Raw genomic sequence first — 25,513 nt, forward strand, 5'->3', positions numbered from 1 at the left:
ATACAAAAGCCTCAAGGTCGACCGACGCACCTACAAAGCCACCCTCAGCATCAACATCTTGACGCCGACGATCAGCCCGTAACTTCACGGCCTTGAGCTTTAGCGGGTTGGGGTCTGCCGGTTGTTTGTGCGCTGCGGGCCGGTGGGGGCTTGTCGCGCCCACGCGGCGGAGCCGCATATGTCACAGCCCCGCGCCCCTTAAGGGCGCTCCTGTGCTGGGCGGTTACCAGTTACTCCCTGCCTGCCGACGCGAACGACATGTCCGCGTACCTGTCGCCCGCCACCTTTGACGCGATGGGCTCCAGCAGGGCCATGTCGTCCTCTCCGAGGACGACACTGGTGGCTGCCACGTTCTCGTCCACCCGGCCCGGCTTGCGGGTGCCGGGGATCGGGATGACCGGGAGGCCGTACACCGCCGCCTGCTGCTGGACCCAGGCCAGGGCGATCTGGCCCAGGGAGGCGCCGTGGGCCTCGGCGACGGTTCGGATCGGCTCCAGGAGAGCGGCGTTGGCGGCCGCGTTGTCGCCGGTGAAGCGGGGCTGCCGGCGGCGGAAGTCGTCGGCGGTGAGGTCCTTGTCGGCGTTGATGAAGGAGCCGGTGAGGAAGCCGCGGCCGAGCGGGGAGTACGGGACCAGGGCGACGCCGAGTTCGCGGGCGGCGGCGAGGACGTGGGCCTCGATGTCACGGCTGAACAGGGACCACTCCGACTGCAGGGCCACGATCGGGTGCACGGCCTGCGCGGCCCGCAGCTCGCCGGCGGTGACCTCGCTCAGCCCGAGGTGCTTGACCTTGCCCTCGCGGACCAGCTCGGCCATGGCGCCGACGCTCTCCTCGATGGGTACGTTCACGTCGAGGCGGTGCATGTAGTACAGGTCGATCACATCGACGTCGAGACGCCTCAGGCTCGCCTCGACGGCCTGCCGGATGTACGGCGGGTCGTTGCGGATGACCCGCCGGGTCGGGTCGTCCGGCGATATCGACAGGGCGAACTTCGTGGCGATGACGACCTCGTCGCGGTGCGCCTTGAAGAAGGGGGACAGGAACTTCTCGTTCTCGCCCGCCCCGTACACGTCCGCCGTGTCGTAGAGCGTCACGCCGAGTTCCAGCGCCCGCTCCAGGGTCGCCCGCGACTCCCCCGCGTCCGAGGGGCCGTACGCGAAGCTCATGCCCATGCAGCCGAGGCCCTGGACACCGACCTCGGGTCCGCCGTTGCCGAGCTCCACCGTCGCGATCTTGCCGTTCGTCATCAGGACCTCTCCGACGCCAGGGCACGCCCGGCGTCCGCGTAGAAATTGATCTTCCGGTCGAGCACCGCGAGCGTGTCCTGCAGTTCGGCGATCCGGGCGAGTACGTCCTCCCGGGTCGCCTTCAGCAGCTCGAAGCGGTCGCCGTACGTGTCGTCGCCCTCGCGCACCAGTTCCGCGTACCGCACCATGTCCGCGACCGGCATCCCGGTGAGCCGGAGCTTGCCTACGAGGTCCAGCCAGTCGAGGTCGCGGTTGGTGTAGCGGCGCTGGCCGGTGTGGGAGCGGTCGATGTGCGGCATCAGCCCGATGCGCTCGTACCAGCGCAGGGTGTGGGCCGTCAGTCCGGTGAGGGCGACGACCTCGCTGATGGTGTACTTGTCCTCGCCGTCCGGCCGTCTGTTCCCCTGCCGCGGCCCGGCGCAGCTGTCGGTCCTGGTAGGTGTGCTCTCCATCACCGTCATGGCCTCAACGCTAGGACCTTGGAGTGCACTCCAAGCAAGCGGATTCAGGCGAAATTCCGGCGACATCGGGGCGCGGCGCGGTTGTCCACCCGCACGGGCGTCCAGGAATAGGGAGCCGCCAGGCCCGACCTCAACGCCTCCGCCGAGGCCGAGCCGCTGTACGCATCGCTGGGCTTCGTCCGCAAGCCGGACCCCTCCATGCGGCTGAACCTCTGAGCCGCTTAGGCTCGTACGCATGTCTCTGCAGAGCCTGGCGTTGATCGAGAACTGGCCGGTTCCCACCGCTGCCGCGGCCGTCGTACGGGCGGACGGCACGGTGCTCGGGTCGTACGGTCCGGTCGACCGGCGGTTCCCTCTTGCCTCGGTCACCAAGCCGCTCGCCGCGTACGCCGTGCTCGTCGCCTACGAGGAGGGCGCGATCGAGCTGGACGAACCGGCCGGTCCGCCCGGCTCGACGGTCCGCCACCTGCTCGCGCACACCTCCGGGCTCGCCTTCGACGAACACCGGGTGACGTCCGCGCCCGGGGAGCGGCGGTTGTACTCCAACGCCGGGTTCGAGGTGCTCGGGGACCATGTCGCCAAGGCGACGGACATTCCGTTCGGGGAGTATGTGCGGCAGGCGGTGCTGGAGCCGTTGGGGATGACGGGGACGGCGCTGGAGGGTTCGCCCGCCAAGGACGGTGTCTCCACGGTGTCGGACCTCGTCCGGTTCGCGGCCGAGGTCCAGGCGCCGCGCCTGCTCGACCCGCGCACGGTCGCCGAGGCCATGACGGTGCAGTACCCGGGGACGAAGGGGGTCCTGCCCGGGTACGGCCACCAGAACCCCAATGACTGGGGGCTCGGTTTCGAGATCCGTGACTCCAAGTCGCCGCACTGGACGGGAGCTTCGTCGTCGTCCAGTACGTTCGGCCATTTCGGGCAGTCGGGTACGTTTCTGTGGATCGATCCGGTGGTGGGGGCGGCTTGCGTGGCGCTGACGGACCGGGCGTTCGGGGCGTGGGCGATCGAGGTGTGGCCGGTGTTCACGGACGCGGTGTTGGGAGAGCTGCGGGGGTGAGGGCGGGGTTTCCTCGCCCTCGCCGCCCCTACCCGTCCCATCCTCCAGGGGCTCTGCCCCTTCGACCCCGCCGGGGCTTCGCCCCCGGCCCCCGGTAGGGGGTGGGGGTGCGGATTGTTGGGGACTGCGGGTTGTTTGTGGCTTGTCGCGCCCACGCGGCGGAGCCGCATATCGATACAGCCCCGCGCCCCTACGGGGCGCGCTACGGCGACATCTCCCACACCAACACCTCCGCCTCCGACACCCCCGTCGCCTCCAAGTCCTTCGCGTCCGTCACCCGTGCCGAGTCGCCCGCGGCCAGCTGCTCGCCGTCGAGGCGTACTTCGCCACGTACGACGTGGACGTACACGTACGCCCCGTCCGGCACCGCGGTCCGTTCTCCCGCTCCCAGTCGCCGTACGTGGAGCATGGCGCCGGCGGAGGGGAGGGCGTACGGGGTGGAGTCGGCGATGCCGTGGACGATCTCGTACGACGGGGCCCCGCCCGGCACCAGGGGGGCCAGCCACATCTGGACGAAGGTCAGCGGCGCGGAGCCGTCGTTGCGTTCGATGTGGCGGACGCCGCCCGCTGAGCTGAGCCGTTGGACATCGCCGGGGCGGACGACCGTCCGGTGGCCCGTCGAGTCGCGGTGGGTCAGTTCGCCTTCGACCACCCACGTGACGATCTCGGTGTGGCTGTGGGGATGCTCGTCGAAGCCGGCGCCGGGGGCGAGGTGCTCCTCGTTGCAGGCGATCATCGCGCCGAAGCGGAGGTTGTCGGGGTCGTAGTGCGGGCCGAAGGAGAAGGCGTGGAGGGAGGAGATGCCGGACTCCGGGTCCCCTCCGTGGTAGCGCTCACCGGCGCGCCGTACGTCCATCACGTACTCCACGGTAGTCGCGCGGAAGGTGCCCGCGAGGACCCGGCGCCGCACATCGCCGTCCGGATGAGGCAGTCTTGTCCCGTGCCCGAACCCGAAGTCAGCAGGACCGAACCCGCAGCGCCGCACGGTGTGCATGCGCACTCCGCGACCCTGAAGCGGCTGGAGAAGTCGTCCGGAAGCCTTGCCGCGCAGGCCATCGCGCGGATGGACGAGACGCTGCCGTGGTACCGGGCGATGCCACCGGAGAACCGGTCGTGGATCGGGCTCGTCGCGCAGGCGGGTATCGCCGCGTTCACGGAGTGGTTCCGGCACCCGGACGCTCCGCAGGCCATCTCCACGGATGTGTTCGGCACCGCTCCGCGCGAGCTGACCCGGGCCATCACCCTGCGCCAGACCGTCGAGATGGTGCGGACGACCATCGAGGTCATGGAGTCCGCCATCGACGAGGTCGCGGCTCCCGGTGACGAGAATCTGCTGCGGGAAGCCCTTCTCGTCTACGCCCGCGAGATCGCCTTCGCCACCGCCCAGGTCTACGCCCAGGCCGCCGAGGCACGGGGTGCCTGGGACGCCCGGCTGGAGTCCCTCGTCGTCAACGCCGTGCTGTCCGGGGAAGCCGACGAGGGGGCCGTGAGCCGTGCCGCCGCGCTCGGGTGGAACTCCCCCGAGCATGTCTGCGTCGTGCTCGGCACCGCGCCCGACGGGGACAGCGAGCTGACCGTCGAGGCGATTCGGCGCGCCGCCCGGCACGCGAAGCTCCAGGTGCTCACCGGCGTGCTCGGTGACCGGCTCGTCGTGATCGCCGGAGGGAGCAACGACCCGCTGCAGGTCGCCAAATCGCTGATCGGGCCTTATGCGCCCGGGCCCGTCGTCGCGGGGCCCGTCGTGCCCGATCTGCAGGCCGCGACCCGGTCCGCGCAGGCGGCGGCCGCGGGACTGAAGGCGTGTTCTGCCTGGCAGGACGCGCCGCGGCCGGTACTGGCGGACGATCTGCTACCGGAGCGCGCGATCGCGGGGGACCCGAACGCGCGCGAGCAGTTGGTGGAGGAGATCTACAGACCACTGGAGGAGGCCGGCTCGGCTCTCCTGGAAACCTTGAGCGTCTATCTGGAGCAGGCGAGCAGTCTCGAAGGCGCGGCCCGGATGCTCTTCGTCCATCCCAACACCGTGCGCTACCGGCTTCGACGTGTGACTGACGTCACCGGCTGGTCGCCGTCCGATGTACGCTCGGCGTTCACGCTGCGGATCGCGCTGATCCTGGGGCGTCTGGCCGATGGGGATCCTCAGGCCTAGGGTTTTGTCGAGGCTCCACAAAACCCCTCCGTGTTCTTCGTCCCTGTCCCCACGGGCGGCCGTGGGCGAACCCAAGAGAGAGTGTGAGAGTGCTCGTACTCGTCGCTCCCGGCCAGGGCGCCCAGACGCCCGGCTTCCTGACTCCCTGGCTCGAACTCCCCGGTGCCGCCGACCGCCTCGCCGCGTGGTCGGACGCCATCGAGCTCGACCTTGTCCACTACGGTACGAACGCCGACGCGGACGAGATCCGCGACACCGCCGTCGCGCAGCCGCTGCTGGTCGCGGCCGGAATCCTGTCGGCCTCGGCACTCGGTACTGCGACATCAGCCGCTGACGCGGCGGGCGCGCCGGGTGCGGTGGCGGGCCACAGCGTCGGTGAGATCACCGCCGCGGCCTTCGCCGGTGTCCTCGACGACACCTCCGCGCTGACCCTCGTACGCAAGCGGGGCCTGGCCATGGCCGAGGCCGCGGCCGTCACCGAGACCGGCATGGCCGCGCTGCTCGGCGGCGACCCCGCCACGACGGTCCCGCACCTGGAGAAGCTGGGCCTGACGCCGGCGAACGTGAACGGCGCGGGCCAGATCGTGGCCGCCGGCACGCTGGAGGAGCTGGCCGCCCTGGAGGCGGACAAGCCCGAGGGTGTACGCCGGGTCGTGGCGCTCAAGGTCGCCGGCGCGTTCCACACGCAGCACATGGCGCCCGCGGTCGATGTGCTCGCCAAGGCCGCCGAGGAGCTGTCCCCCGCGGACCCGCGGATCACGTACGTGTCGAACAACGACGGCCGGACGGTCGAGAGCGGCGCCGAGGTGCTGTCCCGGCTGGTCGGCCAGGTCGCCAACCCGGTCCGCTGGGACCTGTGCATGGAGACCTTCCAGGAGCTGGGCGTGACCGCGCTCGTCGAGGTGTGCCCGGGCGGCACGCTGACCGGGATCGCCAAGCGCGCGCTGCCGGGTGTGAAGACCTTGGCGCTGAAGACCCCCGACGACCTCGACGCCGCTCGCGAGCTCATCGCAGAGCACAGTGCTTGAGAAGGAGCCCGAGCAATGTCGAAGATCAAGGCCCGCAAAGGCGCCCCGTACGCGCGCATCATCGGCGTCGGCGGTTACCGCCCGACCCGGGTGGTGCCCAACGAGGTGATCCTGGAGAAGATCGACTCGTCCGACGAGTGGATCCGTTCGCGCTCCGGCATCGAGACCCGGCACTGGGCGAACGACGAGGAGACGGTCGCCGCGATGTCGATCGAGGCGTCCGGCAAGGCCATCGCGGACGCGGGGATCTCGGCAGGGCAGATCGGTGCCGTGGTCGTGTCGACGGTGTCGCACTTCAGCCAGACCCCGGCCGTCGCCACCGAGATCGCCGACAAGCTCGGCACGGACAAGGCCGCCGCGTTCGACATCTCCGCGGGCTGCGCGGGCTTCGGCTACGGGCTCACGCTCGCCAAGGGCATGGTCGTCGAGGGCTCGGCAGAGTACGTACTCGTCATCGGTGTCGAGCGGCTGTCCGACCTGACCGACCTGGAGGACCGGGCAACGGCCTTCCTGTTCGGTGACGGCGCGGGCGCGGTCGTCGTCGGCCCCTCCGAGGAGCCGCACATCGGCCCGACGGTGTGGGGGTCCGAGGGCGACAAGAGCGAAACGATCAAGCAGACCGTGCCGTGGGACCGTTTCCGCGCCGACGATGTGTCGCAGCTGCCCGTCGACAGCGAGGGCAACGTCAAGTTCCCCGCGATCACGCAGGAGGGCCAGGCGGTGTTCCGCTGGGCCGTGTTCGAGATGGCGAAGGTCGCCAAGGAGGCTCTGGACACGGCCGGAATCACCCCGGACGACCTGGACGTCTTCATTCCGCACCAGGCCAACGTGCGGATCATCGACTCGATGGTGAAGACACTCAAGCTGCCGGAGCATGTCACGGTCGCCCGTGACATCCGTACCACCGGCAACACCTCGGCCGCCTCGATCCCGCTCGCGATGGAGCGGCTCCTGGCGACCGGCGAGGCGAAGAGCGGCGACACCGCGCTCGTCATCGGCTTCGGGGCGGGTCTCGTCTACGCCGCCACGGTCGTTACCCTCCCCTAGGCACTCCGTGCCGGATCACCCGGTCCGGCACGGGAACCGCAACACCTGCCGCTGACGCGGCGGGCGCCACACCCTCTGGATATCTACGAAGGAGCGCCTGACATGGCCGCCACTCAGGAAGAGATCGTCGCCGGTCTCGCCGACATCGTGAACGAGATCGCCGGCATCCCGGTCGAGGACGTCCAGCTGGACAAGTCCTTCACCGACGACCTGGACGTCGACTCCCTGTCCATGGTCGAGGTCGTCGTCGCCGCCGAAGAGCGCTTCGACGTCAAGATCCCGGACGACGACGTCAAGAACCTCAAGACCGTCGGCGACGCGACCGATTACATCCTCAAGCACCAGGGCTGAGTCACCGCCCAGCCCTGGCTGCATGGCCCCGCCACCCGGCGGTGGCGCCGCTGAATCCCGCATCCGTTGGAGAAAGAATTCCCGTGAGCTCGACCAATCGCACCGTGGTCGTCACCGGTATCGGCGCAACCACACCGCTGGGTGGCGACGCGACCTCCACCTGGGAGGGCCTGGTCGCCGGACGTTCCGGCGTCCGCCCCCTGGAGCAGGACTGGGCCGCCGACCAGGCGGTCCGTATCGCCGCGCAGATCGCCGTGGAGCCCTCCGAGGTCATTCCGCGGCCCCAGGCCCGCCGCCTCGACCGCTCGGCGCAGTTCGCGCTGATCGCGGCCAAGGAGGCCTGGACCGACGCCGGTTACACCGAGAAGTCGGCCGACGACGGCACCGTCGACCCCGACCGGGTGGGCGCGGTCATCGCCTCCGGCATCGGCGGTGTGACGACCCTGCTCGACCAGTACGACGTGCTGAAGGAGAAGGGCGTACGCCGTGTCTCCCCGCACACCGTTCCCATGCTCATGCCGAACGGCCCGTCCGCCAACGTCGGTCTGTACGTCGGCGCCCGCGCCGGTGTGCACACGCCGGTCTCCGCCTGCGCGTCGGGCGCCGAGGCCATCGGCTACGCCATCGAGATGATCCGCACCGGCCGCGCCGACGTCGTCGTCGCCGGCGGCACCGAGGCGGCCATCCACCCGCTGCCGATCGCCGCGTTCGGCAACATGATGGCGATGTCCAAGAACAACGACGACCCGCAGGGCGCCTCGCGGCCGTACGACACGGCCCGTGACGGCTTCGTCCTCGGCGAGGGCGCCGGCGTGATCGTCCTGGAGTCCGCCGAGCACGCCGCCCGGCGCGGCGCCCGTGTCTACGCGGAGGCGGTCGGCCAGGGCATCTCCGCCGACGGCCACGACATCGTGCAGCCGGAGCCGGAGGGGCGCGGGATCGCCCAGGCCCTGCAGCACCTGATGGAGCGCACCGACCTCGACCCGGCCGAGATCGTGCACGTCAACGCGCACGCCACCTCGACCCCGGCCGGTGACGTCGCCGAACTGAAGGCCCTGCGCAAGGTCTTCGGCGACGACACCGACCACTTCGCGGTCTCCGGTACGAAGTCCATGACCGGGCACCTGCTGGGCGGCGCCGGCGGCGTCGAGTCCGTCGCCACCGTGCTCGCCCTGTACCACCGGGTGGCCCCGCCCACGATCAACGTGGACAACCTCGACCCGGAGGCCGAGGCCCACGCCGACGTCGTCCGCGGCGAGGCCCGCAAGCTGCCCGTGGAGGGCCGCATCGCCGCGCTGAACGACTCGTTCGGGTTCGGCGGGCACAACGTCGTGCTGGCGTTCCGCACGGTCTGATTTCCTGTACGGCGACGAAGGGCCCCCACCGGTCGGTGGGGGCCCTTCGGGCGTGCTCGGCGAGGGTCTCTAGACCACCTGGTGCAGCCAGCGCACCGGGGCGCCCTCGCCCGCGTACCGGAACGGCTCCAGTTCGTCGTCCCACGGCTTGCCCAGCAGCCTGGCGAGTTCGGCTTCCAGGTCGGTTTCTCCGCGCTGGGAGCGGACGAGCGCCGCGCGGAGGCGGTCCTCGGGGATGAGGATGTCGCCGTGGATGCCGGTGACGGCGTGGAAGATGCCGAGGTCGGGGGTGCAGCTGTAGCGCTCGCCCTCGGCGGTGGGGCACGGCTCGGCGGTGACCTCGAAGCGGAGCAGGTGCCAGCCCCGCAGCGCGGAGGCGAGCTTGGAGGCCGTGCCGACCTGGCCCTGCCAGGAGAACTCCGATCTCCAGGTCCCCGGGGCGGCCGGCTGCCGGATCCAGTCGAGGTTCACACGCGTGCCCAGTACGCCCGCGACCGCCCACTCGACGTGCGGGCACAGCGCGCGCGGCGCGGAGTGCACGTACAGAACTCCACGTGTCGTCACCGGGGCCTCCACAGAGCAGGACGTTTGACACTTGGCGGAACTACAGCAACAGGACAGCCTCGGGGCGAGGCTACCGTGCGGCGGGGCACGGAGTGTGACGTACCGTCGGAGCCGGTACCTCGAAGAACTCAGGTTTCACTCGGGGGGACGCCTGTCACGCTGGAACCGTTGCACTTTCGTCGATCGGGAACTCTCGTGCGTTGTCATGGAGGGAGAACCATTGCTCGACGCTCGGCCTACTCGGACGCTCGGCCTATTCGACCGAAAGGGACCAGGGAATGCGGAAGCGACACCACCGTTCACGGGCGGCCGTCTCCGTCATGGCGACGGCCGCCCTGCTGGGCGTGGCCGCGTGCGACGCCACCGGTGGTGACTCCCCCGGCCCCACGGGCACCGAGGCCAAGGCGCAGCCCGCCCCGTCCCCGGCCTCCGCCTGGAATCGCGCTCCTGAGTCGCTGGCCGCCGTCGGCGACTCCATCACCACCGGCTTCGACGCGTGCAACGTGCTGTCGGACTGTCCCGAGGTCTCCTGGGCGACCGGCAGTGACGGCGAGGTCAAGAGCCTCGCCGTACGGCTGCTGGGGAGGGCGGGGGCCGCTGAGCGGAGCTGGAACTACGCGGTGACCGGTGCCCGGATGGCCGATCTGCCGGGTCAGATGGCGCAGGCGGCGACGAGGAAGCCGGAGCTGGTGACCGTGATGGTCGGGGCGAACGACGCGTGCAGGGCGACCACCGACGACATGACCTCCGTCACAGCCTTCCGGGCCGACTTCGAGGCCGCCATGGACACCCTGCGCGAGGCGCAGCCCAAGGCCCAGGTGTATGTGTCGAGCGTGCCGGACCTGAAGCGGCTGTGGTCCCAGGGCCGTACCAACCCGCTCAGCAAGCAGGTGTGGCAGCTGGGCATCTGCCCGTCGATGCTGGGCGACCCGGACGCGCTCGACGCGGCGGCGACGCTGCGGCGCGACACGGTGCGGGACCGGGTGGAGGCGTACAACGAGGTCCTGGAGGAGGTGTGCACGTCGGACAAGTTCTGCCGGTACGACGGGGACGCGGTCTTCGACTACCGCTTCGGGGCGGCGCAGTTGAGCGAGTGGGACTGGTTCCACCCGAGCAAGAACGGTCAGGCGCGGCTGGCCGAGATCGCATACCGCGAGATCACCGCCGAGCGACCGTGACCTAAAGTTCGCACATGAGCGAACCTTTCGGCACACTTTCCGACGGCACCCCGGTCCATCGCTGGACGCTGGAGCGGGGCGGAACGCGGGTGCGGGTCCTGACGTACGGCGGGATCGTGCAGTCGGTCGAGGTCCCGGACCACGACGGGCGGCTCGCGGACGTGGTGCTGGGGTTCGCGGACCTGCACGGCTACCTCGCTCACCCGGGGCCGTACTTCGGGGCGCTGGTCGGGCGGTACGCCAACCGGATCGCCGGGGGCCGCTTCCCGCTCGACGGCCGCGTGTACGTGCTGGCCCGCAACAACGCCCCCAACTCCCTGCACGGCGGCCAGAACGGCTTCGACAAGCAGGTGTGGGAGGCGGAGCCGGTCAGGCACGGGGTCCGGCTGTTCCGGGTCAGCCCGGACGGCGAGGAGGGTTTCCCCGGTCGGCTGGAGGTCTCGGTGACGTACAGCCTGGACGCCTCCGGCGCGCTGCGGATCGCGTACGAGGCGGTGACGGACGCGCCGACCGTGGTGAACCTGACGAACCACTCGTACTGGAACCTGGGCGGCGCGGCCTCGGGGAACGCCGGCGGGCACGAACTGCGCGTCGACGCCTCGCGGTTGACGCCCGTGGACGCGGATCTGATTCCGACGGGTGAACTCGCGCCCGTCGAGGGGACGCGCTTCGACTTCCGGGCGGCGCGGAAGGTCGGCTCCGGGTACGACCACAACTTCGTGCTCGACAAGGGCGTGACGGAGGGGGCGGTCGAGGTCGCCGAGCTGCACGACCCCGCCTCCGGGCGGGTGTTGACCGTCGCGACCACCGAGCCGGGGCTCCAGCTCTACACCGCGGACCACTTGAGCACGCCGTTCGCTCCCGGTGACGGGGTCGCCCTGGAGACACAGCACTTCCCGGACTCGCCCAACCGGCCCGAGTTCCCGAGTACGGAGCTGGGGCCGGGTGGGGTGTACCGGTCGGAGACGGTGTACGGGTTCGGCGTCCGTTAGAAGCGCACGGTCGCGGTGAGGCGGGGGTCGGCGATCGAGCGGGCCGCCTGGATCTCGTACGAACCCTCCCTGTGCGTCCAGGAGTTGGCGCCCTCGTCCCAGACCTCGAAGGCGCGACGCGGCAGTTCCGCGACGGCCTCGGCGCTCTCGCCGGGGGCGGCCTCGACGGCGGTGAAGGCGGCGAGCCAACGGGCCGGGCGGGCGGGGTCGGGTTCGGTCGGGGCGAGGTAGATCTGGACGACCTCGCGGCCGGGGCGGTCGCCGGAGTTGCGGAGGCGGACCCTGACGGTCGTACCGGTGATGTCGAGGGACTCGTACGTCCACTCGGTGTAGCCGAGGCCGTGGCCGAAGGCGTACGAGGGGGTCCGGCCCTCCTTCTCCCAGGCGCGGTAGCCGATGAACGCGCCCTCGGTGTAAGGGAGTTCGCCATTCGCGGGGGTCACCTGGGTGACCGGGGCGTCCGTCAGCGTGCCCCAGGTGGTGGGCAGGCGGCCGCCCGGTTCATGGGCGCCGGTGAGGACGTCGGCGAGGGCCGCGCCACCCTCCTGGCCCGGGAACCAGGTGAGGAGGATCGCGGCGGCCTCGTCGCGCCACGGGAGCTCGACCGGTGAGCCGGAGTTGACGACCACGACGGTGTTGGGGTTGGCGGCGGCGACGGCGCGGACCAGGTCGTCCTGACGGCCGGGGAGTCGGAGGTCCTCGCGGTCGAAGCCCTCGGACTCGACGCGGTCGGTGGTGGCGACCACGACGACGGCCGTGTCGGCGGCGCGGGCGGCTTCGACGGCCTCGGCGAGGAGTGCGTCGGGGTCGCGCCGGGGCTCCAGGTGGGCGAGCGTGAAGCCGATGACGTTCATGGGGTGCCCCTTGACGGCACGGATGACGTGGGTGAGGGAGACCTCGACCGGTTCACCGGCGGTCAGTTCGACCTCGGCGTGGGGCACCGGGGCGCCGAAGAACGACGCGAAGGGGCCGTCGGCGGCGGGGCGCTGGATGTCGTCGTAGTACGTCGTGCCGTCGATCCTCAGGGTGAACGCGCCCCGGCCCTTGATGCCGAAGGTGTGCGGGCCGCTCTCGCGCGGGGTGAAGGTGCCGGTCAGCTCGACGGTGTGCAGGGCGTCGTGGGTGACGCCGTCGGGCAGGTCCGAACCCATCCACTGGATGTGGCCGCTCGGCGCGGAGCCCGTGCCGATGACCCGGCCCGCCGCGTCCCGGCAGACGGCACGCAGCTCGAACCCCTTGTCGGCGACGGCGAGTTCGGTGTTCGGGTCGGCGCCGACGGCGTACGTCAGGGTGCCCTCGTGGAGGGCGGCGGTGAGGCCGTCGAGCGGGGAGACGATCCGGGCCGGGAAGACGGTCGCGGAGCCGCCGCCGAGGATGCGGGCGTCGCGGGCGGCGGCGCCGATGAGGGCGACGGTGCCGTTCTTCAGGGACTTCAGGGACTTCAGGGACTTCAGGGACTTCGGGGACTTCGGGGACTCCGGGGACTCCGGGGACTCCGGGGACTCCGGGGACTCCGGGGACTCCGGGGACTCCGGGGACTCCGGGGACTCCGGGGACTCCGGGGACTTCAGGGGAAGAGCGCCCTGGTTGCGCACCAGGACGAAGGAGCGGCGGGCGATCTCACGGGCCAGGGCCTCGCCGTCGACGGTCTCGGGGAGTTCGGTGACGGCGGGCGCGGCGCCCTCAAGGATGCCGACGCGGGCGGCGAGGCGGAGGACGCGGCGTACGGCCTCGTCGACCTTGGCCTCTTCCACCTGCCCCTCGCGTACGGCGGCGGCGAGGGCTTCGCCGTACACGGTGACCGGGCCGGGCATGGCGACGTCGAGGCCGCCCTCGATGGCGGCGACGGTGGAGCGGGCGGCCGTCCAGTCGGAGACGTTGAAGCCGTCGAAGCCCCATTCACCGCGCAGGACTTCGTTGACCAGGTAGTGGTGCTCGGTCATGGTCGTGCCGTTGACCGTGTTGTAGCCGGTCATGATGCCCCAGGGGTGGGCGTTCGCGACGATGGCCTCGAAGGGCGCCAGGTACAGCTCGCGCAGGGCGCGTTCGGAGACCAGGTTGTTCACCGTGTAGCGGTCGGTCTCGGCGTCGTTGGCGACGAAGTGCTTGACGGTCGTGCCGACGCCGCCGGACTGGACCCCCCGGACGTAGCCGGTCCCGATCTCGCCGGTCAGATACGGGTCCTCGCTGTACGCCTCGAAGTGGCGGCCGCCGAGCGGGGAGCGGTGCAGGTTGACCGTGGGTGCGAGGAGGACGTGGACGCCCTTGCGGCGAGCCTCCTGGGCGAGCAGCACACCTGCCGTGTGGGCGAGTACGGGGTCCCAGGTGGCGGCCAGCGCGGTCGGGGAGGGCAGCGCGACGGACGGGTCGGCGGAGGTCCAGCGGACTCCCCGTACGCCGATCGGCCCGTCGGACATGACCAGCGACCGCAGACCGATCTCGGGCAGCGCAGGCAGCGACCACATGTCCTGCCCGGCGAGCAGCCTCACCTTCGCGTCGCGGCCGAGCTTGCCGAGGGCCGCCTCGACGACCCCCTCGACGACCCCCTCGCGGGCCGCGTCCCGCCGCCGTGCCTGTGCTGTGTCCGCCACGTCGCACCTCCGCGTTGACATCCGTGGACGTCTCTCCGCGGACGTCTCATCGGTGTCTCTCCATGGGCGTCTCCATCCTGCCCTCCGCGCCGCTCGGCGAGACCGCCTGATCACCCGGCCGGTACGGCGGCCACGACCTCGACCTCGATCCGGGCCTCCGGCTTGAACAGCTTCGGCACCTCAAGGGTCATGCTGGTGGGCGGGGTGGTGCCGGTGAGGAACTCCCTGCGCACGGCGCCGTATTCGTGGAGCTTGTCGATGTCGGTCAGATACGTACGGATGTTGATGATGGCGTCGAGGGTCGCGCCGTGGGCCTTGAGGAGGGCGTCGATGGTCTCGAAGACGCCACGGCTCTGCTCGGCCAGGGTCTCCCCCTCGGCTATCTGCCCGGAGAGGTACAACAGCGCGCTGCCGTCGGCGTGTTCGACGCGGGCGACCTGGGAGTAGTACGGGCTGAGCGGCTGGGGTGCGGAGGCGGGGTTGTCGATCGTGACCTGCACGGCGGCTTTCACGTCCTTTTCTTCTGTTGCTTCGTTGCTTCGTTGCTTCGTTGCTTCGTTGCTTCGTTGCTTCTGTGGATCATTCGCGTGTCTTCGACGCTAGGCTCGGCCGGGTGATGCGACAAGCGAATGTCCGGCATGGCCGCCATGACGAATGAGCATGGAGACGCCCTGGTGGGCGGCGCCGTCGGCGTGCCCGACGCTCCGGACGCCGTCCCCGATGTGTCGACCGTGTGGCTGCGGGTGTTCCTGGAGGTCGCCCGGCACGGGTCCTTCACCCTGGCCGGGCGGACCCTCGGGTGGACCCAGTCCGCCGTGTCCCGGCAGATCGCCTCGCTGGAGGGCGCGCTGGGCGGCTCCCCGCTCTTCGACCGGCTGCCCCGCGGTGTACGGCTCACCGAAGCCGGGCGGCTCCTCGTCCCGCACGCCGAAACCGTGGTCGAGCGGCTGCGGCGGACCGGACGGGAGCTCGGCGCCCTGCGGGAGGCCGCCGGGGGCCGCCTGCGGTTCGGGGCGTTCGCGACCGCCGACGCGGCGCTCGTGCCCCGGGCCATCGCCGCGTTCCGCGCCCGCCACCCCGGCGTACTGCTCACCCGCGAGGAGGGACTCACCCCGGCGCTGCTCGGCCAACTCACCGACGGCGAGCTGGACTTGGTGATCGTCTCGACGACGGGTCGCGCCCCTCTGGAGTCGTACGAGCTCCACCATCTCCTCGACGAGTCCCTGTACGTCGCCGTCCCCGCCGACCACCCCCTGGCCGGCCAGGGACACGTGCGCCTCCCCCAACTCGCCGACGCCGACTGGATATCCGGCAGCGTCCAGCCCGAGGGCACCCTCCTCGACACGGCCCTGCGCCACGGTTTCCGCCCCCGGGTCGCGCATGTCGTCGCCGAGTGGACGGCCAAGCAGGGCTACGTGGCCGCCGGCCTCGGGGTGACCCTGATCCCGGCGCTGGCCGCCGAGTCCGTACGGCCCGACATCGCGCTGCTGCCGGTGCTCGACGAGGGTGCGCCGGCGCGGGCGGTGTATGCGGCGACGGTGCGGGGGGTGTCGCCGACGCCGGCGACGGAGGCGTTCGTGGGGGTGCTGCGGGAGGCTGCGGCGGGGGTCGGGGCCGAGGGCGGGCGCTGAAAACCCAGGTCAGGTCAGCAGAACCGACTTGTCATGCCATTGACGGTAGTAGCCGGCAGACAGCAGCACCACGAGGAGGCCGAAGCCGGCACGGAACTGCGCCTCACGGGTCGATCGCATGTCTGAACCTGCCTTACGAACAGAGGCTTCAGGGAACGGGCAGCGGCACTGGACCGGAAATTGCCGGGACCTGGAAACAACGGCGAGGTCTCAGGGCCTACCGCTGCCCTGTGGCCGTTGCACACCATGTGCCGTGGGGGTGCCGTGAGGAGCATCGTGACATCTTCCCGCCCCGCGTCTCACTGCCGTGATCCGGCAATCTTCGCGGGTCGACGCTGCTGGCCGCACAGTGACCGGCAGCCTGGGCCACGTTCACCACGCGCCATGGCATACGCCTCTCCCGTCACGCCATACTGCCGACGTCGACAGCTCCCCACAGCGACGGAAGGACCCGAACTCCCTTGACTCCCATACGTGTCATACGCATGCGCACTCGGATCGGCCTCCTTGGACTGGCCCTGTCCGCAGGGCTCGCGACTCCGGCCACCGCTTCGGCAGCCGAGCCCACGGCCGCGGCGACCGTCGAGGAGCAGCGCCTCGACCGGGCCGTACCCCAGGAGATCCTCCGCCGCTCCGGATTCGACACCGTGGCACCGGAGTTCGCGCGTGCGCTCGCCGAGGTGCGGTCGTACGCGCAGGCCGAGCGGTTGGTCGTACGGGAGGGGTCACGGTTGTGGCGGCGGGCTGTCGACCGGGCTCAGGTGCGGGGGCCGGCGAGCGCGGATCTGAGTCGGGATGACGACCGGCCGCTGTACTGGGCGCGGTTGGGGATGACGCGGGAAGTACGGGGGTGGGAGCCGGAGTTCGGGCTGACGAGTAGTCAGCGGGCCGGGCTGCTCGGCAAACTGGAGCGGACCTCGCGTGGGCAGACAGCCATTCGTTATCCGCACGGCAAGGGTGTGAAGCGGATTCTGGTGACGGGTTTTGATCCGTTCACGCTGGACCGGGACGTCCGGATCTCCAATCCGTCCGGGGCGACCGCCCTCGCTCTGGACGGGACGGTGATCGAGACGGCGGACGGTCCGGCGCGGATCGAGACCGCCGTCTTCCCCGTCCGCTGGCAGGACTTCACCGAGGGGACCGTGGAACGGACGCTGCGGCCGTATCTGCGGCACGTCGATCTGTTCGCGACGGTCAGCCAGGGGCGGGTCGGGCGCTTCGACATCGAGCGGACCAACGGGGCCTGGCGGGGCGGGTTCCCGGACAACGACAACATCGGCCTCACCGAGACCATCCCGGTGACCGATCCGGCCTCGCAGCCGCAGTGGACGTCGACGACGTTGCCGTACAGGGAGATTGTGGCTGCCGATACCGGGCGCTTCCCCGTGTACGACAACACGAGCGTGACCGAGATTCCGGCGGGCGGGACAGGGGCCGTTGTCCGGCCGGACGGGCCGACGGAAGGGTCGGTGGCGCGGGCCGGGGGCGGTGGGAACTATCTGTCCAACGAGATCGCGTACCGGGCGACGTTGTTGCGGGACCGGTTGGGGCTGGGTGAAGTGTTGCCGGGTGGGCATGTGCATACGCCGGTGTTGCAGTTCGGGGCGGGCAACACTGATCCGGCGACGGGGGCGGTGACGGATGCGGAGTTCGTGCGGAACCGGCTGGACATCATCGCGCAGGTGCGGGCGATCGTGGCGGTGGCGTTGGACGCCGGTGAGGCGAGTGGCATCAGTGGTGGCGGTGGTGCCAGTGGCATCAGTGGTGGCGGTCAGGGGGCCGGGGCCTCCTTCTGATCGCCGTTGCGGTCGCGGTCGTCCTCGGCCAGCGTCTCCTCGCCCATGAGGTCGCGGGCCATGAGCGTGGCGCCCGCGACCGCGCCGGGCATCAGGAAGACGGCGACGAACGGGACCAGGAAGGCGGCGCCGAGCGGGGCGCCGAAGCCCCAGACCATTGTCTTGCGGGAGCGGAGCAGGGTGAGGCGCTCGCGGAGGTCGACGCGGCGGCGCTGGAGGGCGACCGCCGTGAGCTCCTCGGTGAGGAAGAAGCCCGCGACGAAGACCCCGATCACCGGGACGACGGTCTGGCCGGCGAACGGGATGAAGCCGAGGGCGAAGAGCAGGATGCCCCAGAGGACGGCGCGGACGACGATACGGAGGCTGTCGCGGGCCGAGATCCACAGTTCGCGGACGAGCGGGAGGCCCGACTCGGGGGCGGTGCCGTCCGGGGAGACGTCCCGGTCGACCTTCTCCGAGAGGTTCTCGTAGAAGGGCTGGCCGATGAGCAGGGTGACGGCTGTGAAGGTCACGACGGCGAGGAGCAGGCTCAGGCCGAACAGGACGGCCGTCAGGAACCCGCGGAAGAGGCCCGGCCACGGGCTGGACCAGTCGTCGGCGAAGGGGGTCGCCCAGGCGACGACGTCCGTGCCCCAGAGGGCCAGGGCGACGAGGGCCGCCGCGTACAGCACGAGGGTGATCAGCCCCGGAATCAGGCCGAACCCGTACTGCTTGCCGTGGCGGCGCACCCAACGCTGCCCACGCACCAGGTATGTGAAGCCCACCGCAAGATCGCGCATGGAGGAACCTTATCGGGAGGGGGTGGTGGGGGGGCTGCTGGTTGTTGAGAGTCTGCGGGTTGTTGACAGGCTGCGGGCTGTCTGTGGCTGGTCGCGTCCACGCGGCAGAGCCGCGCCATGTCACAGCCCCGTGCCCCCTACGGCGGACTCACCGCCACCACAACCCCCCGCTCCGCCACGGGCGACACCGCTGCCTGTACCCGCACCGCCGCAGCCCGCGCGACGCGACCCGTGCCCGAGGCGGTGGCGATCATGAGGAGCTGGAGCTGCTCCAGACCGGCGACGAGGAACTCCTCACCGGCGATCAGCAGTGGCCAGCATGCCCTCTCCGCTCTGCCGGACACACACCGTTCGAGGCATTCGTGACGCCAACGCCCTCTTGTTGCGGGGGAGTCGAACAGGTACACCTCGCCGTAGCGGTGCCGATCATCCCCCGGCACCGTCCGCCTCAGGAGGTACACGTGCGCCTGCCGACACCCGGCTCGAAGTCCGTTGCCAACTCCACCCCCAGGCCGCCCAGCCCTCGTTCAAGCCCTCGTTCCGTCTGCCTCGGCCCCGCCCTCATCGTGGCCCTCGCCCTCATCGCCACCACAGCCGGCTCGCTCCTCTACGCCGCCCAACCCGCCGGCGCCGAGACCGCCCCCGTCACCCGCGAAGGCCCGGCCCTCCCCCAGGGCGCCGCCAGGGCCCCCTCCGGTGCGGCCCAACGCGCCCTCACCGCCCCGGAGACGGACCTCTCCAAAAGCGCCACCCGCGGCTACCCCCGCGAGCGGGTCCTGCCCCCGGACCCGGAGAACCCCGCCGACAAGTCCATCAAGCTGGGCCTGACCCCGTACCACGCCATCGCCCCGAAGCTGAACGCCATCCAGCGGCTCGGCGACCGCGTGAGCGTCGAGATCGCCGGACGGTCGGCGGGCGGCCGCCGCCTCTACCTCGTCACCGTCACCGCTCCCGAGACCACGCGCCAGACCCGCGCCCAGGACCGTATGCGCGAACTCATCGAGAACGCGCCCCGGTTGGCGGCCAGGAGTCCGGCCGTCAAGAAGACGTACAAGACCCCTGTCTTCTTCAACAACAACATCCACGGCAACGAGTGGGAGGGAACGGACGCCTCCCTCAAGCTGATCGAGCAACTCGCCACCGCCAAGGACGAGAAGACCGCCGACCTCCTCGCCGGCACCCGCCTGTACTTCAACATCACCGCCAACCCCGACGGCCGTGTCGCGGGCACCCGCGCCAATACCAACGGCTTCGACATGAACCGGGACTTCGTGACCGCCTCGCAGCCCGAGGTGCGGGTGATACGGCAGATCGAGGTCAACAAGCAGCCGGCCGTCATGCTGGACGTGCACGGGTACGTCAACGGCACACTCATCGAGCCGACGACCCCGCCGCACGGCGAGAACTACGAGTACGACCTCTTCCTCAAGAACACCTACGCCAACGCCGTCGGCATGGAGGCCGCCGTCAACGGCCTCGGCTACACGCCCGAGAAGGACGGTGTCGAGCCCGTCCAGATCCCCTTCCGGGACTTCGACGAGGGCTGGGACGACTGGCCGCCGATCTTCACCCCGCAGTACGCGGCGTTCCACGGCACGGTCGCCGCGCACACCGTCGAGATCCCGCTCCAGGTGAACAACCGGGCGTACGACACCCTCCCCGAGTCCGAACTCCGCCGCCGTTCCGCCGTCAACGTGGACGTGGCGGGCGCGGCCCTGCGCGCGACCCTCGACTTCGTCGGCACGCACCGGGCCTCCCTCGTCGCCGACCAGATCGAGACCTTCCGGCGCGGCGCGACCGGCGCAGCCCAGGTGCCAGTGTCCTCCAAGACGGTCCCGGGCGTGCCGGGCATCGGTCCCGAGGACGTCTATACGACCAGCTTCCCGCGCGCGTACGTCATCCCGGCCGGCCGCGGCCAGCGTTCCGCCCCGGCCGCCGCGCGCCTCGTCGACGAGCTGCTCGGCCATGACGTACGGGTCACTCGGGCGACGCACGGCTTCCGGCTCGGTGGACGGTCGTACGCGAAGGGGTCGTACGTCGTCGACATGCACCAGCCCAAGCGCGGTATGGCCAACGTGCTGCTGGCCGACGGCTCGGACATCAGCGACAAGGTGTCGGTGATGTACGACATCTCCGGCTGGAGCCTGGGGCGGTTGTGGGGCGCGACGGTGGATGAGGTGAAGAGCGGTCGGCTGTCGGCCGTCCTCGCGCGCCCGGTCCGCGCAGCCGCACGTGTCGGCTACGTCGCCCCGTACGGCGATCTGCGGCTCCGCCTCGACGACGTGCGGGAGATCGCCGCTCTCAACTCCCTTCTCGGGGACGGGGTCCGGGTGCGCCAGGCGGCGGATGGACGCAGCGTGCTCGTGCCGGCCTCGGCGCGGCGTAAGGCGGCGGCGCTGGCGAGGACGTACGACGTCGCCTTCGACGCCACGAGGGCGACCGGCGGCACTCCCCTGCACCGCGTGCGCGTGGCCGCGGCCGTGACGCCCGGGGAGCTGTTCGCGCTGCGGGAGATGAACTTCGACGTCGTACCGGTGTCCACGGCGGTCCTCAACGCGGGCTTCGACTGGTCGTCGGTGGACGTGCTGTTCGTGTCGTCGGGGCTCGGCCACGGCGGTCTCAACACGTCCGCACGTACGGCCCTCGACGGCTTCCTCGACACCCACGGGCTCGTCGGCCGCGGCACCACCGGAGCCGCGCTCAACTCGGCCGCCGGGCTGATCGAGGCGACGGCGGTGGAGGGCAACGGGGACGCCAACGGTGTTGTCCGCGTGGTGAATTCGGGCAGGGTCACGGCCGGGGCACCCGACCACGGCTTCGTCTACGCACCCGTCTGGTTCACGGATCTCGGCCCCGGTGTCGGCGTGGAGCAGTCGTACGGGACCGGCAGTCCACTCGTCTCCGGCCACTGGCGTCCGCTGGAGGACGGCACGGGCGGGCCGGCTCAGGCGGCGGGTCAGGCATCCGTCGTCAGCGGGCCGGGTGCGGTCCTCTTCGGCACGGAACCGCTCTTCCGCGATCACCCGAAGGGGGAATTCGCGCAGGTGGCACGGGCGTTGCTGACGGTGTCCTGACCCAACCCATGTCACCGACACGTACCCACACAGGCGGGAGCGCGCACGACGCAGGAGACCACCGTCCACAGCACCGTAGCCGAGGGATTCGAGACGGTGCGTGAGGAGTTCGCGGCGGTGGTCGCCGCCGAACCGCCGGACTACGAGGGGCAGTTGTGCGCCCACGTCGGCGGACGGCGGGTCGTCGACCTCTGGGCGGGCGGCGACTCGGAGTCGCTTTACGGCGTGTTCTCCTCCACCAAGGGTGCCGCCCATCTCGTCGCCGCGCTCCTCGTCCAGGACGGGCTGCTGGAGCTGGACCGCGAAGTGGCGTACTACTGGCCGGAGTTCGCGGCCGAGGGCAAGGGGGCGGTGACCCTGCGCGAGCTGCTCGCCCACCGGGACGGGTCCGCGCCCCGTACGGCCTCGACTTCTTCTTGGGGCTCCCCGAGGAGCACGAGGCCCGCTATCGAACACTTGCCCAGTGCTCCACCCTTCAGGGTGGAGGTGTGGGGCATCCTCACTCTGGCGGCCCGGAGGGCCGCAGAACCATGGGAATATCGCCTTGTCCGACAACGCAGTTGTCGGACCTACCGCCGGACGGGCGGGAAGTCAGGCCTGTGGAGGTCCGGTAAGACCGGCCCTCATGGACCGGCTCGGACCTGTGAAGCAGGAACCCAAGGTGGTACCGCGAAGCGGTGCGGACCGGAATCTCCAGCCCTCGGGCTGGAGAGGACGTCAACGCTCCGTCCTCCCGATGGAGCCGACGCCCGAGCAGCGGGCCGTACTGGACCTGGTCCCATCCGGCCCGCACACGCTCTCCTCGGTCGCCTTCAACACCCATGTGCCGGACCCGGGAGAGCTGGCGGACTTCCCCAACTCCCGTACCGTGCGCGCCAAGGGCCAGGCCTCGGCGGGCGGGGTCGCCTCCGCGCGCGGTCTCGCCGGAATGTACGCGGCGGCGATCAGCACGGTGGACGGACGGCCGCCACTGCTGAAGCCCGACACGATCGGCGAGGTAGGCCAGATCCAGTCCATCGGCTACGACCTGGTGGCCCGCGCCCACAAGTCGTACGGCCTGGGCTTCCAGGCCACGGCCGACGCCTGGTACCCGTTCCTGGGCGCGGGTGCCTTCGGGCACAGCGGCGCGGGCGGTTCGCAGGCCTTCGCCGATCCGCGCAGCGGACTCGCGTACGGGTACACGCGGCGGCGGGTCGCCTATCCGGGCGGGGCGGCGCCGGAGAACGTACGGCTGGTGAAGGCGGTGCACGCGGCGGCCCTGGCAAGTTAGCCCGCACGTACACGACACATACACGGCAGAGTCCGCACCCCACGTCCAAGGGTGCGGACTCTGCCGTGTGCAACGACGGCGGCCGGGCGGGCGTCACGGTGAACGGTGATGTGTGAAGGCCCTCGGCCGGTCAGATGAACGACAAGCTCAGAGCTTGACGATCATCTTCCCGGTGTTGTCGCCGCGCAGGACCCCGAGGAACGCCTCCAGGTTGTTCTCGATGCCCTCGACGACGGTCTCGCGGTACTTGAGCGCACCCGAGGCGACCCAGGGGCCGACCTCCTGGACGAACTGCGGCTGGAAGTCGTAGTGGTCGCCGACGAGGAAGCCCTCGATGCGGCCGCGGGTCTGGATGAGGCGGGCGAGGTTCTTCGGGCCGGGGGCGGGCTCGGTGTTGTTGTAGACGGAGATCATGCCGCAGACGGCGATACGGCCGCCCCGGTTGAGCCGGCCGATGGCGGCCTCCAGGTGGTCTCCGCCGACGTTGTCGAAGTAGACGTCGACGCCGTCCGGGGCGGCTTCGCGGAGCTGCTCGGCCACCGGCCCGCTCTTGTAGTTGAAGGCGGCGTCGAAGCCGTACTCCTCCACGAGCAGCTTGACCTTCTCGTCGGACCCGGCGGAGCCGATGACGCGGGAGGCGCCCTTGAGCCTGGCGATCTGGCCCACCTGGCTGCCGACGGCACCGGCGGCACCGGACACGAAGACGGAGTCGCCCTCCTTGAAGGCGGCGGTGCGCAGCAGGCCCGCGTACGCGGTGAGTCCGGTCATCCCGAGGACGCCGAGGTAGGCGGAGAGCGGCGCGGCCTCGGGGGCGACCTTCACGGCCTGCTTGGCGTCGACCGTGGCGTACTCGCGCCAGCCGCCGAAGTGGAGCACGTGATCGCCCGGAGCGATGCCCTCGACGCCGGAGGCGACGACCTCGCCGACGGCACCGCCCTGCATGGCCTTGCCCAGCTCGAAGGGTGCGACGTACGACTTGGCCGTGCTCATGCGGCCGCGCATGTACGGGTCGACGGACAGGTACTTGTTCCGTACGAGGACCTCACCCGCGCCGGGCTGCCGGACCTCCGCCTCGACCAGGGCGAAGTCCTCGGGCTTCGGCCAGCCGACGGGGCGGCTGAGCAGGTGCCATTCGCGGGCGGTGGCGGGGAGGGAGGGGGTCTCGGACATCGGGGTGCCTTCCTGCGTACGGCTGCGGCTCGGACTACGGCTGAACATGCCGGGCATGCTGAACATGCCGGGCGGTTACTTCATCACCTGAAACAACCATGCGTCTGAATGTTTCATGATGTCAAGTAAAGGGGTAGCCTGGAGCCCATGGCCACGGAGAAGACAGCCTCGGCGAAGACGACCTCTCGCATCGACCCGCTGACCCTGGAGGTCGTCGACCTCATCGGCTCCGTCGTGGCCCGCTACCACGAGGAGTACGAGAGCGCCGCCGCCGAGCACGCACTGACCGGCGCCCAGGCCCGCCTCCTGAGCCTCCTCTCCCTGGAGCCGCTCCCCATGCGGCGCCTCGCCCAGAAGCTGAAGTGCGAGCCGTCCAACGTGACCGGCATAGTCGACCGCCTGGAGACCCGGGGCCTCGTCGAACGCCGCCCCGACCCGACCGACCGCCGCGTCAAGCTGGCCGCCACCACCCAGGAGGGCCGCCGCATCGCCCGCGACCTCCGCGACTCCCTGAACTTCGCCCGCGAGCCGTTGGCGGGGCTGAGCGAGGAGGAGCGGCTGGCGTTGCGGGACATGCTGCGGCGGATGCTGGAGGCATAGCCCGCCTCCCGCCTGCGGGGCAGCCCGGCAGGACTGCGGCGGGGCAGCCCGGGAGGACGGCGAGGAGCAGCCGCCCCTCCGCGCGAGAGCGCTAAGCGGGTCCAGCGAAGCCCAGTGCGGTTCGGCAGCGCCCCAAAGGGGCGCGGGGCGGTGACATCAGCGGCTCTGCCGCGGGGCGCGACCAGCCACGACGGGCCCGCAGGTGATGCACCGGACTTCCAGCGGAGGGCTCAGGTGCACCACCAGAGAAACCGTTCGCACGTCTCCGACGGTGACGGCTCCGGAGACGGTTCCTCGGAGGTGGGGTCGTCGGTCGGTTCGGCCGGGGACTCCGGGGCCGAGGTGGTGGCCGGGGTGGAGGGGGAGGTGCCGGGGCGGGTGCCGTCAGTGGCGGACTGGCCCTCGCGTTCCGGGAGTTCCGACGCCTTGTCCCCGTCCCCGTTCTTGTTCTCGCCCTCGTCCTCGCCCTCCTTGGACTTGTCGTCCTTCGGCGACTTCGAGGCCGAGGGGGAGGCCGAGTCCTCGGGGGAGGTGGAGGGGGCCGCGTCGCCGGAGGTGCCGGTCTGCGCGTCGGCCGATTCCGCTGTCACGGAGGAGGACTCCTTGCCCTCGGCCGTCACCTCCTCTTCCGCCGCTGTCGTGGTCGGGTTGTTGGAGCCCGGGGTCTCTATGCCGAGCTCGGCCAGGCTCAGGCCGCCGGCGGCCAGGACGAGGCCGGTGCCGATGAACAGGATCCGGCGGCGGCGCCGACGGTGGGCGGCCGCCTTGCGGTCGCGACGACTGGAACGGGGGCCGCGGTCGTCCCGGGGGCGGCGGCGGGCGCGAGAGGGCTCGGCGCCCCCACTGTCGGCCTCGTGCGGCTTCTCGACGTCGACCTCGGCGGGCGCGCCCTCTTCGTCCGCGTATGCGCGGAGTTCTTCGGCTGGGGTGCCGCACCCCGGGCAGGCGAGGGCGCCGTTCAGGTGCCGTCGGCACGGGTGGCAGTAATCCATGACGCGGGAAGACTAGGTGCCTTTCAGGGAATCTTCATAGTGACTGATGTGAAAGTTGTGTAGGGAACTTCGCGTTTCGGCATGCCGAGTTGGGGGCAGGCCCGAGCATCTCCCGCCAACCCGCGGCATCCCGGCCGAGCCCCCCCCCCCCCCGCGGCCCCCCCCCCAGCCCCCCGGCGGC

22 protein-coding genes and 2 pseudogenes are annotated in these 25,513 nt (G+C 70.9%); 14 read left to right on the forward strand and 10 right to left on the reverse strand.

The window, feature by feature from the left end; translation table 11 throughout:
• Positions 1–230: 230 nt before the first annotated feature.
• Together ACWD3C_RS43770 and ACWD3C_RS43775 are read right to left on the reverse strand one after the other, a co-directional pair.
• Complete coding sequence (locus tag ACWD3C_RS43770; protein WP_451153562.1) at positions 231–1,247, reverse strand: aldo/keto reductase; 1,017 nt, start codon at positions 1,245–1,247, stop codon at positions 231–233.
• Positions 1,247–1,708 carry a MerR family transcriptional regulator gene (locus tag ACWD3C_RS43775; protein WP_451153564.1) on the reverse strand — a complete coding sequence of 154 codons (462 nt, stop codon included), beginning with the start codon at positions 1,706–1,708 and terminating at the stop codon, positions 1,247–1,249. Before ACWD3C_RS43775 ends, ACWD3C_RS43770 begins: the two co-directional genes overlap by 1 nt.
• 111 nt (positions 1,709–1,819) lie before the next feature.
• On the opposite strand from ACWD3C_RS43775, the pseudogene ACWD3C_RS43780 reads away from it, so the two are divergent.
• Both ACWD3C_RS43780 and ACWD3C_RS43785 read left to right on the forward strand, forming a co-directional pair.
• A pseudogene (locus ACWD3C_RS43780) lies at positions 1,820–1,924 on the forward strand (GNAT family N-acetyltransferase); the annotation flags it as partial.
• A 19-nt stretch (positions 1,925–1,943) separates the two neighbouring features.
• Entirely contained in the window at positions 1,944–2,765 is an 822-nt protein-coding gene (locus tag ACWD3C_RS43785) for a serine hydrolase domain-containing protein (protein WP_451153566.1), read from the forward strand.
• A gap of 202 nt (positions 2,766–2,967) precedes the next feature.
• Here ACWD3C_RS43785 and ACWD3C_RS43790 read toward each other — a convergent pair whose 3' ends face one another.
• Positions 2,968–3,621, reverse strand: coding sequence for a pirin family protein (locus ACWD3C_RS43790; RefSeq protein WP_451153568.1), 654 nt, complete (start codon positions 3,619–3,621; stop codon positions 2,968–2,970).
• Positions 3,622–3,705: 84 nt separating this feature from the next.
• Between ACWD3C_RS43790 and ACWD3C_RS43795 the strand changes: the two genes are divergently transcribed.
• The 5 genes from ACWD3C_RS43795 to ACWD3C_RS43815 all read left to right on the forward strand — a co-directional run bounded on the left by ACWD3C_RS43795 (position 3,706) and on the right by ACWD3C_RS43815 (position 8,695).
• Positions 3,706–4,914, forward strand: coding sequence for a PucR family transcriptional regulator (locus ACWD3C_RS43795; protein ID WP_451153570.1), 1,209 nt, complete (start codon positions 3,706–3,708; stop codon positions 4,912–4,914).
• Between the two features lie 89 nt (positions 4,915–5,003).
• Entirely contained in the window at positions 5,004–5,942 is a 939-nt protein-coding gene (locus ACWD3C_RS43800) for an ACP S-malonyltransferase (protein WP_451153572.1), read from the forward strand.
• Between the two features lie 15 nt (positions 5,943–5,957).
• Positions 5,958–6,989: a beta-ketoacyl-ACP synthase 3 gene (locus tag ACWD3C_RS43805; protein WP_451153574.1), complete on the forward strand. Its 1,032-nt coding sequence runs from the start codon at positions 5,958–5,960 to the stop codon at positions 6,987–6,989.
• 102 nt (positions 6,990–7,091) lie between these two features.
• Entirely contained in the window at positions 7,092–7,340 is a 249-nt protein-coding gene (locus ACWD3C_RS43810) for an acyl carrier protein (protein ID WP_045557916.1), read from the forward strand.
• Between the two features lie 83 nt (positions 7,341–7,423).
• Positions 7,424–8,695 carry a beta-ketoacyl-[acyl-carrier-protein] synthase family protein gene (locus tag ACWD3C_RS43815; RefSeq protein ID WP_451153576.1) on the forward strand — a complete coding sequence of 424 codons (1,272 nt, stop codon included), beginning with the start codon at positions 7,424–7,426 and terminating at the stop codon, positions 8,693–8,695.
• 69 nt (positions 8,696–8,764) lie between these two features.
• Here ACWD3C_RS43815 and ACWD3C_RS43820 read toward each other — a convergent pair whose 3' ends face one another.
• On the reverse strand, positions 8,765–9,259 hold the full coding sequence (locus tag ACWD3C_RS43820) for a DUF3145 domain-containing protein (RefSeq protein ID WP_451153578.1): 495 nt from the start codon (positions 9,257–9,259) through the stop codon (positions 8,765–8,767).
• 278 nt (positions 9,260–9,537) lie between these two features.
• Here ACWD3C_RS43820 and ACWD3C_RS43825 point away from each other — a divergent pair, with 278 nt between their 5' ends.
• Positions 9,538–10,437 (forward strand): SGNH/GDSL hydrolase family protein, encoded by a 900-nt coding sequence (locus ACWD3C_RS43825; protein WP_451153580.1) that lies wholly within the window; start codon positions 9,538–9,540, stop codon positions 10,435–10,437.
• A 14-nt stretch (positions 10,438–10,451) separates the two neighbouring features.
• Complete coding sequence (locus ACWD3C_RS43830; RefSeq protein WP_451153582.1) at positions 10,452–11,429, forward strand: aldose epimerase family protein; 978 nt, start codon at positions 10,452–10,454, stop codon at positions 11,427–11,429.
• Here ACWD3C_RS43830 and ACWD3C_RS43835 read toward each other — a convergent pair.
• Together ACWD3C_RS43835 and ACWD3C_RS43840 are read right to left on the reverse strand one after the other, a co-directional pair.
• Positions 11,426–14,041, reverse strand: coding sequence for a glycoside hydrolase family 3 protein (locus ACWD3C_RS43835; protein ID WP_451153584.1), 2,616 nt, complete (start codon positions 14,039–14,041; stop codon positions 11,426–11,428). The genes ACWD3C_RS43830 and ACWD3C_RS43835 overlap by 4 nt on opposite strands.
• An 89-nt stretch (positions 14,042–14,130) precedes the next feature.
• Positions 14,131–14,520, reverse strand: a complete 390-nt coding sequence (locus tag ACWD3C_RS43840; RefSeq protein WP_451153596.1) for a RidA family protein — start codon at positions 14,518–14,520, stop codon at positions 14,131–14,133.
• 147 nt (positions 14,521–14,667) lie between these two features.
• Here ACWD3C_RS43840 and ACWD3C_RS43845 point away from each other — a divergent pair, with 147 nt between their 5' ends.
• The gene (locus ACWD3C_RS43845; RefSeq protein ID WP_451153586.1) at positions 14,668–15,651 is read left to right on the forward strand and encodes a LysR family transcriptional regulator; all 984 of its coding nucleotides are present in this window, start codon (positions 14,668–14,670) and stop codon (positions 15,649–15,651) included.
• A gap of 485 nt (positions 15,652–16,136) precedes the next feature.
• Positions 16,137–17,447, forward strand: coding sequence for a pyroglutamyl peptidase (locus tag ACWD3C_RS43850; protein ID WP_451153598.1), 1,311 nt, complete (start codon positions 16,137–16,139; stop codon positions 17,445–17,447).
• On the opposite strand, the gene ACWD3C_RS43855 is transcribed toward ACWD3C_RS43850, so the two are convergent.
• Both ACWD3C_RS43855 and ACWD3C_RS43860 read right to left on the reverse strand, forming a co-directional pair.
• The gene (locus ACWD3C_RS43855) at positions 17,423–18,226 is read right to left on the reverse strand and encodes an EI24 domain-containing protein (RefSeq protein ID WP_451153588.1); all 804 of its coding nucleotides are present in this window, start codon (positions 18,224–18,226) and stop codon (positions 17,423–17,425) included. The genes ACWD3C_RS43850 and ACWD3C_RS43855 overlap by 25 nt on opposite strands.
• A 137-nt stretch (positions 18,227–18,363) precedes the next feature.
• The gene (locus tag ACWD3C_RS43860; RefSeq protein WP_451153590.1) at positions 18,364–18,570 is read right to left on the reverse strand and encodes a hypothetical protein; all 207 of its coding nucleotides are present in this window, start codon (positions 18,568–18,570) and stop codon (positions 18,364–18,366) included.
• 219 nt (positions 18,571–18,789) lie between these two features.
• Here ACWD3C_RS43860 and ACWD3C_RS43865 point away from each other — a divergent pair, with 219 nt between their 5' ends.
• Positions 18,790–21,300 (forward strand): M14 family zinc carboxypeptidase, encoded by a 2,511-nt coding sequence (locus tag ACWD3C_RS43865; RefSeq protein ID WP_451153600.1) that lies wholly within the window; start codon positions 18,790–18,792, stop codon positions 21,298–21,300.
• Positions 21,301–21,396: 96 nt separating this feature from the next.
• Positions 21,397–22,570 (forward strand): annotated as a pseudogene (locus tag ACWD3C_RS43870) (serine hydrolase domain-containing protein).
• 147 nt (positions 22,571–22,717) lie between these two features.
• Here ACWD3C_RS43870 and ACWD3C_RS43875 read toward each other — a convergent pair.
• Positions 22,718–23,740 carry an NADP-dependent oxidoreductase gene (locus ACWD3C_RS43875; RefSeq protein ID WP_451153602.1) on the reverse strand — a complete coding sequence of 341 codons (1,023 nt, stop codon included), beginning with the start codon at positions 23,738–23,740 and terminating at the stop codon, positions 22,718–22,720.
• Between the two features lie 147 nt (positions 23,741–23,887).
• Between ACWD3C_RS43875 and ACWD3C_RS43880 the strand changes: the two genes are divergently transcribed.
• Positions 23,888–24,340, forward strand: coding sequence for a MarR family winged helix-turn-helix transcriptional regulator (locus ACWD3C_RS43880; RefSeq protein ID WP_451153592.1), 453 nt, complete (start codon positions 23,888–23,890; stop codon positions 24,338–24,340).
• Between the two features lie 230 nt (positions 24,341–24,570).
• Here the strand turns inward: ACWD3C_RS43880 and ACWD3C_RS43885 are convergent, their stop codons facing one another.
• Entirely contained in the window at positions 24,571–25,332 is a 762-nt protein-coding gene (locus ACWD3C_RS43885; protein WP_451153594.1) for an SCO2400 family protein, read from the reverse strand.
• Positions 25,333–25,513: the final 181 nt, after the last annotated feature.

The sequence above is a fragment of the Streptomyces sp. NPDC002845 genome, from assembly GCF_053591955.1.